Annotated in this window: 7 protein-coding genes; 6 read left to right on the top strand and 1 reads right to left on the bottom strand. The window is 71.0% G+C overall.

Going from position 1 to position 5805, the window contains the following annotated elements:
• The 4 genes from JAO81_RS30865 to JAO81_RS30850 all read left to right on the top strand — a co-directional run.
• Nucleotides 1–1477, top strand: a 1477-nt coding sequence (locus tag JAO81_RS30865; RefSeq protein ID WP_199551251.1) for an alkaline phosphatase, incomplete at its 5' end; no start/stop codon positions are given.
• A gap of 84 nt (nt 1478–1561) precedes the next feature.
• On the top strand, nt 1562–2524 hold the full coding sequence (locus JAO81_RS30860; RefSeq protein ID WP_199551250.1) for a zinc-binding dehydrogenase: 963 nt from the start codon (nt 1562–1564) through the stop codon (nt 2522–2524).
• A gap of 168 nt (nt 2525–2692) precedes the next feature.
• A complete protein-coding gene (locus tag JAO81_RS30855) occupies nt 2693–2902 on the top strand; it encodes a helix-turn-helix domain-containing protein (protein WP_199551249.1) in 210 nt (69 codons plus the stop codon).
• The gene (locus tag JAO81_RS30850) at nt 2902–3480 is read left to right on the top strand and encodes a Clp protease N-terminal domain-containing protein (protein WP_199551248.1); all 579 of its coding nucleotides are present in this window, start codon (nt 2902–2904) and stop codon (nt 3478–3480) included. The genes JAO81_RS30855 and JAO81_RS30850 overlap by 1 nt, the downstream gene beginning before the upstream one ends.
• A gap of 74 nt (nt 3481–3554) precedes the next feature.
• Here the strand turns inward: JAO81_RS30850 and JAO81_RS30845 are convergent, their stop codons facing one another.
• Entirely contained in the window at nt 3555–4064 is a 510-nt protein-coding gene (locus tag JAO81_RS30845) for a DinB family protein (protein WP_199551247.1), read from the bottom strand.
• 127 nt (nt 4065–4191) lie between these two features.
• Here JAO81_RS30845 and JAO81_RS30840 point away from each other — a divergent pair, with 127 nt between their 5' ends.
• Together JAO81_RS30840 and JAO81_RS30835 are read left to right on the top strand one after the other, a co-directional pair.
• The gene (locus JAO81_RS30840) at nt 4192–4752 is read left to right on the top strand and encodes a hypothetical protein (protein WP_199551246.1); all 561 of its coding nucleotides are present in this window, start codon (nt 4192–4194) and stop codon (nt 4750–4752) included.
• A gap of 261 nt (nt 4753–5013) precedes the next feature.
• Nucleotides 5014–5715, top strand: a complete 702-nt coding sequence (locus JAO81_RS30835) for a hypothetical protein (protein ID WP_199551245.1) — start codon at nt 5014–5016, stop codon at nt 5713–5715.
• The last annotated feature ends 90 nt before the right edge of the window (nt 5716–5805 follow it).

The raw sequence follows: 5805 nt of genomic DNA, 5'->3' as shown, positions 1-5805 counted from the left end.
GCCGGGGGGGGCGGGGCCCCCCGGGGCCCGCGGCGCCGCCTCCGACCCGGCGCCCTTCACGCCCGGCGCCCCCCCCGGCGCCCCGCAGCCGCACTCGGTGCTCCTGTGGACGAGACTCGCGCCCGAACCCCTCGCCGCCGAGCAGCAGTTGCCCGAGGTCGTCGAGGTGCACTGGACCGTCGCCGAGGACCCGCGGCTGCGCCGGGTCGTCGCCCGCGGCACGACCTCGGCGTCGGCGACGCTCGGCCACAGCGTGCACGTCGCGGTGGACGGGCTGCGTCCCGGCCGCCACTACTGGTACGGGTTCCGCGCGTTGGGCAAGTCCAGCCGCATCGGCCGTACGAAGACGGCGCCCGCGGGACGTATCGGGAAGGCGGTCTTCGCGACCGCCAACTGCCAGGCGTTCCACGACGGTTACTACGCGGCGCATCGCGGCATTGCCCGCGAGAACCTCGACTTCGTCATCCACCTCGGCGACTACATCTACGAGCACGGCCAGGTCGGCGGCGTACCCGAGAGCCATGTCCGTGACCACGACGGACCCGAGATCCTCACCCTCGGCGACTACCGCAAGCGGCACGCCCTCTACAAGGGCGACCGCTCGCTGCGTGAGGCGCACGCCGCGCACCCGTGGTTCCTCACCTGGGACGATCACGAGGTCGTCAACGACTACAGCGGTACGGGCGGCGGGGCGCCGTTCATGAAGCGGCGGGCGGCCGCGTACCAGGCCTGGTACGAGCACATGCCGCACCGGGACTCGTTCGGCTCGATGGCGCTTCCCGACCCGGAGATCCACCGGGTGCGCCGCTGGGGCGAGCTGCTCGAACTGACCGTGCTCGACCTGCGCTCGTACCGCTCGGCGCAGAACCTGCCCGACGGCACGATCCTCGGCGCGGACCAGAAGAGCTGGCTGAAGCAGGGCATCGACAAGGCGCCCGACGCCTGGCACGTCTGGGCCAACTCGATCATGCTGAGCCAGCTGCGCGGACGGCCCGGCGGCGGCTTCATGTTCACCGACCAGTGGGACGGCTTCCTCGCCGAGCGGCGCGAGGTACTCGGCCATGTGCACAGCAGCGGGCTCGAGGACCTGGTGGTGCTGACCGGTGACTGGCACTCGGCGTTTGTGGACGACGTCCGGGTCGACTTCGACCAAGCCGATTCCCCGCTCGTGGGCACGGAGTTCACCGCGCACTCGGTCACGTCGGGCGCGTACTCGGCGGACTGGAACGCCGCCAACGGCCCGCTCATGGGCAAGGCCAACCCGCACCTGAAGTACTTCGAGGGCAACCGCTACGGCTACGACGTGTACGAGGTCACGCCTGAGCGCTTCAGTACGCACATGCGGGTGATCGGGGACCGCAGGGACCCGGTTTCGCCGGTGTCGACGCTGACCACGTTCCATGTGGACCGCGGTAAGACGGGCTCGTACGAGGACCCGGGGACCAAGGGGTCGGCAGCGCAGTACCGGAGGGATTAGCGCCGGTCCGGCAGGGCGGGTGCGGGCTGTGTCACACCGTGGCGCGGTTCCGCCCCGCCCCGCCTCGGCAATATCGTCACCAGCATGTTCGCCGCCTATGCCGCACGCATCGACCGTGATCAGCCGCTCGACGGGCTCGAGTTGGGCGAGCGCCCCGCGCCCGCCGCCCGCGAGGGCTGGTCGACCATCAACGTCAAGGCCGCATCACTCAACCACCACGACCTCTGGTCGCTGAGGGGTGTGGGCCTCGGTGAGGACAAGCTCCCGATGATCCTCGGCTGTGACGCGGCCGGGATCGACGCGGACGGCAACGAGGTCGTCCTGCACTCGGTCATCGGCCAGTCCGGCCACGGGGTCGGCCCCAAGGAGCCCCGCTCGATCCTCACCGAGCGCTACCAGGGCACGTTCGCCGAACAGGTCTCCGTGCCCACCTGGAACGTGCTGCCCAAGCCCAAGGAGCTCAGCTTCGCCGAGGCCGCCTGTCTGCCGACCGCCTGGCTCACCGCGTACCGCATGCTCTTCACCAACGCCGGTGTACGGCCCGGGGACTCGGTCCTCGTGCAGGGCGCGGGCGGTGGTGTCGCGACCGCCGCGATCGTGCTCGGCAAGGCGGCGGGGCTGCGGGTCTTCGCGACCAGCCGGGACGAGGCCAAGCGCAAGCGGGCGATCGAGCTCGGCGCGGTCGAGGCCGTGGAACCGGGCGCCCGCCTGCCCCAGCGGGTGGACGCCGTCATCGAGACGGTCGGCGCCGCCACTTGGTCGCACTCCGTCAAGTCCCTGCGCCCGGGCGGCACGTTGGTGATCTCGGGTGCCACGAGTGGTGACCGCCCCTCGCATGCCGAGCTGACCCGGATCTTCTTCCTCGAGCTGAAGATCGTGGGCTCGACGATGGGCAGCAAGGACGAGCTGGAGGACCTGCTGTCCTTCTGCGCCGCCACGGGGGTACGCCCCGTCATCGACGACATCCTGCCGCTCGACCGGGCGCGGGACGCGTTCGCGCGCATGGAGTCGGGCGAGCTCTTCGGGAAGCTGGTGCTGTCCGTCTGACCTCGCGCTTTTCCTGGTCGCATCTCCTTGCACGAAGGCTCGTCGCACCTGTACGAAGGCTCGTCCGCGCTCGGCGCGGGCGGGCCTTCGCCGTTTCTCCGGCCTTGTCAGCTCTCCGTCATGTCAACTCGGGTTGACATGCGAGGGCTGTCAACCTAAATTGACACCATGACCGAAGCAACGGATCTCGCCGAGCGGGCGGGCGATCGCGACCCCAGGGTCGGGCTGCGGGCGGTGGCCGCACTGCGGCGCCTGCTCGAACAGCTCGAAGCGGTCCAGGTGCGCAGTGCGCGCAACCAGGGCTGGTCCTGGCAGGAGATCGCCGCCGTGCTCGGGGTGAGCAGGCAGGCCGTCCACAAGAAGTACGGGAGGCAGTGATGTTCGAGCGGTTCACGGAGGGCGCCCGGGGCGTGGTCGAGGGCGCGGTGGCCCATGCGGAACGCGGGGGCGCCGCCGAGGTCGAGCCGGGGCATCTGCTGCTCGCGCTGCTCGACGCCCGGGGCACGAAGGGCGCGTTCGCGCTCTCGGCCCTCGGGGTGCGGCCGGAGGCGGTGGTCTCCGGTCTGGAGGAGGCGCGGCGTCGGGGCGGGGTCTCGGCGGCGGACGCCGAGGCGCTGGCCGGGCTCGGGATCGATGTCGGCGCGATCGTCTCGCGGGTCGAAGAGGCGCACGGCGAGGGCGCGTTGGCGCACGGCCGGCCGCGGGGGCGGCGCCTGTGGGCCGGTTCGGGCCACCGCCCGTTCACGCGGGAGGCGAAGTCGGTCCTGGAGCAGTCGCTGCGGGTGGCCCTGGCGCGCAAGGAGAAGTCCATCGGGGACGAGCACCTGCTGCTCGCGATGGCGGCACGGCCGGGGGTCGTACGGGATGTCCTCACCGGGTGCGGGGTGACCTTCGACGCCCTGGAGAGGGTGCTCGGGAACGGGGACGGGAACGGAGGTGTGGCCAAGGCGGGTTGAGCTCCTCCGGGGCGGGGACCGCCTGAGGTCCTCCGGGGTGAGGACAGCCTGAGGCCCTCCGGGGTGAGGACCGCTCAGGCCCCGGTGGTCCCGTCGACGCCCTCACGCAGGAAGTCCGCGTGGCCGTTGTGCCGTCCGTACTCGAGCAGGACGTGCACCATCACCATCCGCAGCGAGATCTCCTTGTCCCAGCGCGGCTGGTATCCGGTCGTATCGAGCGAATCGGCAGCCTTCTCGATCCGGCGCGACCGCTCGACCTCCGCCTCCCAGGCGCCGAAGGCCTCCGCCCGGGTGGAGGCGCTCGCGTCGTACGCGGCCTGGAAGTCGATCTCGTCGGACCACACCATGGGCGCGTCGGGGTCCTCGAACGCCCGGTGGAACCAGGCGCGTTCCACCTCCGCCATATGCCGCACCAGAGCGAGCAGCGAGAGCGTGGACGGCGGCATCGAGCGCTGCCGCAGCTCCTCGTCCGTGAGTCCTTCGCATTTCATGGCGAGGGTCGCCCGGTGGTAGTCGAGGAAGGCGCGCAGGGTCTCGCGTTCGCCGCCGGTCAGTGGCGGACCGATGCGGTGGTCGGCGGTCATGCCGGGTGCCTCCTCTGTGCCGGGTGTGGTGATCGCCGCCAGTATCCCCGCAGGCCGAAGGGCGTTGTCAGTGGGGCCCGTTAGCGTGAAGGGAGTCGAGTCCTCGTGCCCTCACAAGGAGTCCCTCATGCCCGTGCCCGTCGAATTCGTCCCCGCGGACACCGCGGTGCGCCGGCCGGTCACCAAGGTCGGCGGTCAGCCCGTTTGGCTCGATGAGCCGCAGTGGCCGCTCTCGCGGGAGAGCGGTGAGCCCATGGAGTTCCTGGGCCAGTTCGAGCTCGGCGACGGCCGGCTCGGCTATCTCTTCATGACGGCTTCGCAGGCCGGCGGTGAGGCGACGTGGGAACCGGAAGGCGGGGAGAACGCGCTGGTCGTCCAGCCGGCGGGCCGTGTCCCGGACTTCGTCACGGTCGAGGCGGCGGGTTCGGGACCCTCGGCGGGCGAGGATTTCGTCCCGCGGGCGGTGGAGCGGGCGCCGGACGGGGAGGAGTGGCAGTTCCTGGGCGGCCCGGACGTTCAGCCGAACTGGCTGCAGGGCGGTGAGCACCCCGGCCCCGACTGGCAGTTGATAGCTCAGCTGGACTCGGCGGGGCTGCCGTTCTACGTCAACTTCGGGGACATGGGGGTGGGGTATGCCTTCCTGTCGCCGGACGGGAAGGAGGGGCGGTTCCTCTGGCAGTGCGGGTGAGTGCGGGCCGGTTGGTTTCCCGTCGGGGGATCGGGTGGGAGCGCAGGTGGGGTGGGGTTACCTGAAGTACGGGGAGAGGGCGGGCGGGAGGGAACGGAAGTGTTCCTTCCATGTCCGTGATCGGTAACGATCGCGCGGGCGAGGATGGATCGGTGATCCGGCCGGGGCAGAATCTGCTCGCCGGTCGGACCGAGTGGGTCGGGCCAAGCAGGCCGGACCACGCCCCACCATGCGGCCGGCCCTAGACATCGGGGGATCACCATGAGCGCTGGCCGTAAGAGCCGGAAGAGCTTCGCCCTGGGGGCCCTTGCCCTCGCCGCCCTCCTGACCACCACGGCCTGCCAGCCGAGTGAAGACGACGGGGCGGCCGGCGGGAGCAAGCCGACCGCGACCGCCTCGCCGACCGAGAAGCCGTCGAAGCCCGCAGGGGACAAGCCGGGTACGCCCGCGCCCGACGCGAGCAAGGACGCCGGCTCCGGCGGCAAGGACGGCGGAGACGGCAAGGGTGGCGGAGGCGGCAAGGGCGGTGAGGACCCGGCCGACTCGGTCTGCTCCGGCGACGGCCAGGGCCCCTACGGTGCGGTCGAGTCGGTCACCTTCGGCGGTGAGGCGCCGAACACGACAATGGGACTTGTCCTCGGCCACTACCAGTGCGAGGGCGGCGAGACGGAGCCCACCTTCGTGCCGGACAGCGCGACCGGGGCAGCGACAAACGTCATGCTCGACGACAACCGTCTCAAGGTGGTTGTCGGCGGCGACCTCGCGGACAAGCTCGGCACCACGACGCCGGACGCCAATACCTTCGTCAAGGAACTGGCGGAGCTCCAGGACAAGGGCGAGCTCGGCGGCGCCAAGTCACCGCAGTTCTACTTCCAGTCCGACGCGCCGAACCCGGATGCCCCGGACGGAGGAGACACCAAGATCGTCTACCTGCACCAGATCGTCTTCCACATCGGCGACTAGCGGTCGGCGGTCATCGGTCGGCGGTCGACGGTCGGTGGTTCGTGAGAGCGGGAACGGGAACGGGCGAGGACTCCTGGAGTCCTCGCCCGT

The sequence above is a fragment of the Streptomyces sp. N35 genome (assembly GCF_016464295.1).
Classification (GTDB): Bacteria; Actinomycetota; Actinomycetes; order Streptomycetales; family Streptomycetaceae; genus Streptomyces.
Note: the sequence above shows the minus strand (reverse complement) of the source record. Positions and strands in the feature narration are given on the sequence as shown.

Excerpts from the sequence above, each read along its gene's own strand:
- JAO81_RS30860 (WP_199551250.1), top strand. The coding sequence starts at position 1,562 with ATGTTCGCCGCCTATGCCGCACGCATCGACCGTGATCAGCCGCTCGAC.
- JAO81_RS30855 (WP_199551249.1), top strand. The coding sequence starts at position 2,693 with ATGACCGAAGCAACGGATCTCGCCGAGCGGGCGGGCGATCGCGACCCC.
- JAO81_RS30850 (WP_199551248.1), top strand. The coding sequence starts at position 2,902 with ATGTTCGAGCGGTTCACGGAGGGCGCCCGGGGCGTGGTCGAGGGCGCG.
- JAO81_RS30845 (WP_199551247.1), bottom strand. The coding sequence starts at position 4,064 with ATGACCGCCGACCACCGCATCGGTCCGCCACTGACCGGCGGCGAACGC.
- JAO81_RS30840 (WP_199551246.1), top strand. The coding sequence starts at position 4,192 with ATGCCCGTGCCCGTCGAATTCGTCCCCGCGGACACCGCGGTGCGCCGG.
- JAO81_RS30835 (WP_199551245.1), top strand. The coding sequence starts at position 5,014 with ATGAGCGCTGGCCGTAAGAGCCGGAAGAGCTTCGCCCTGGGGGCCCTT.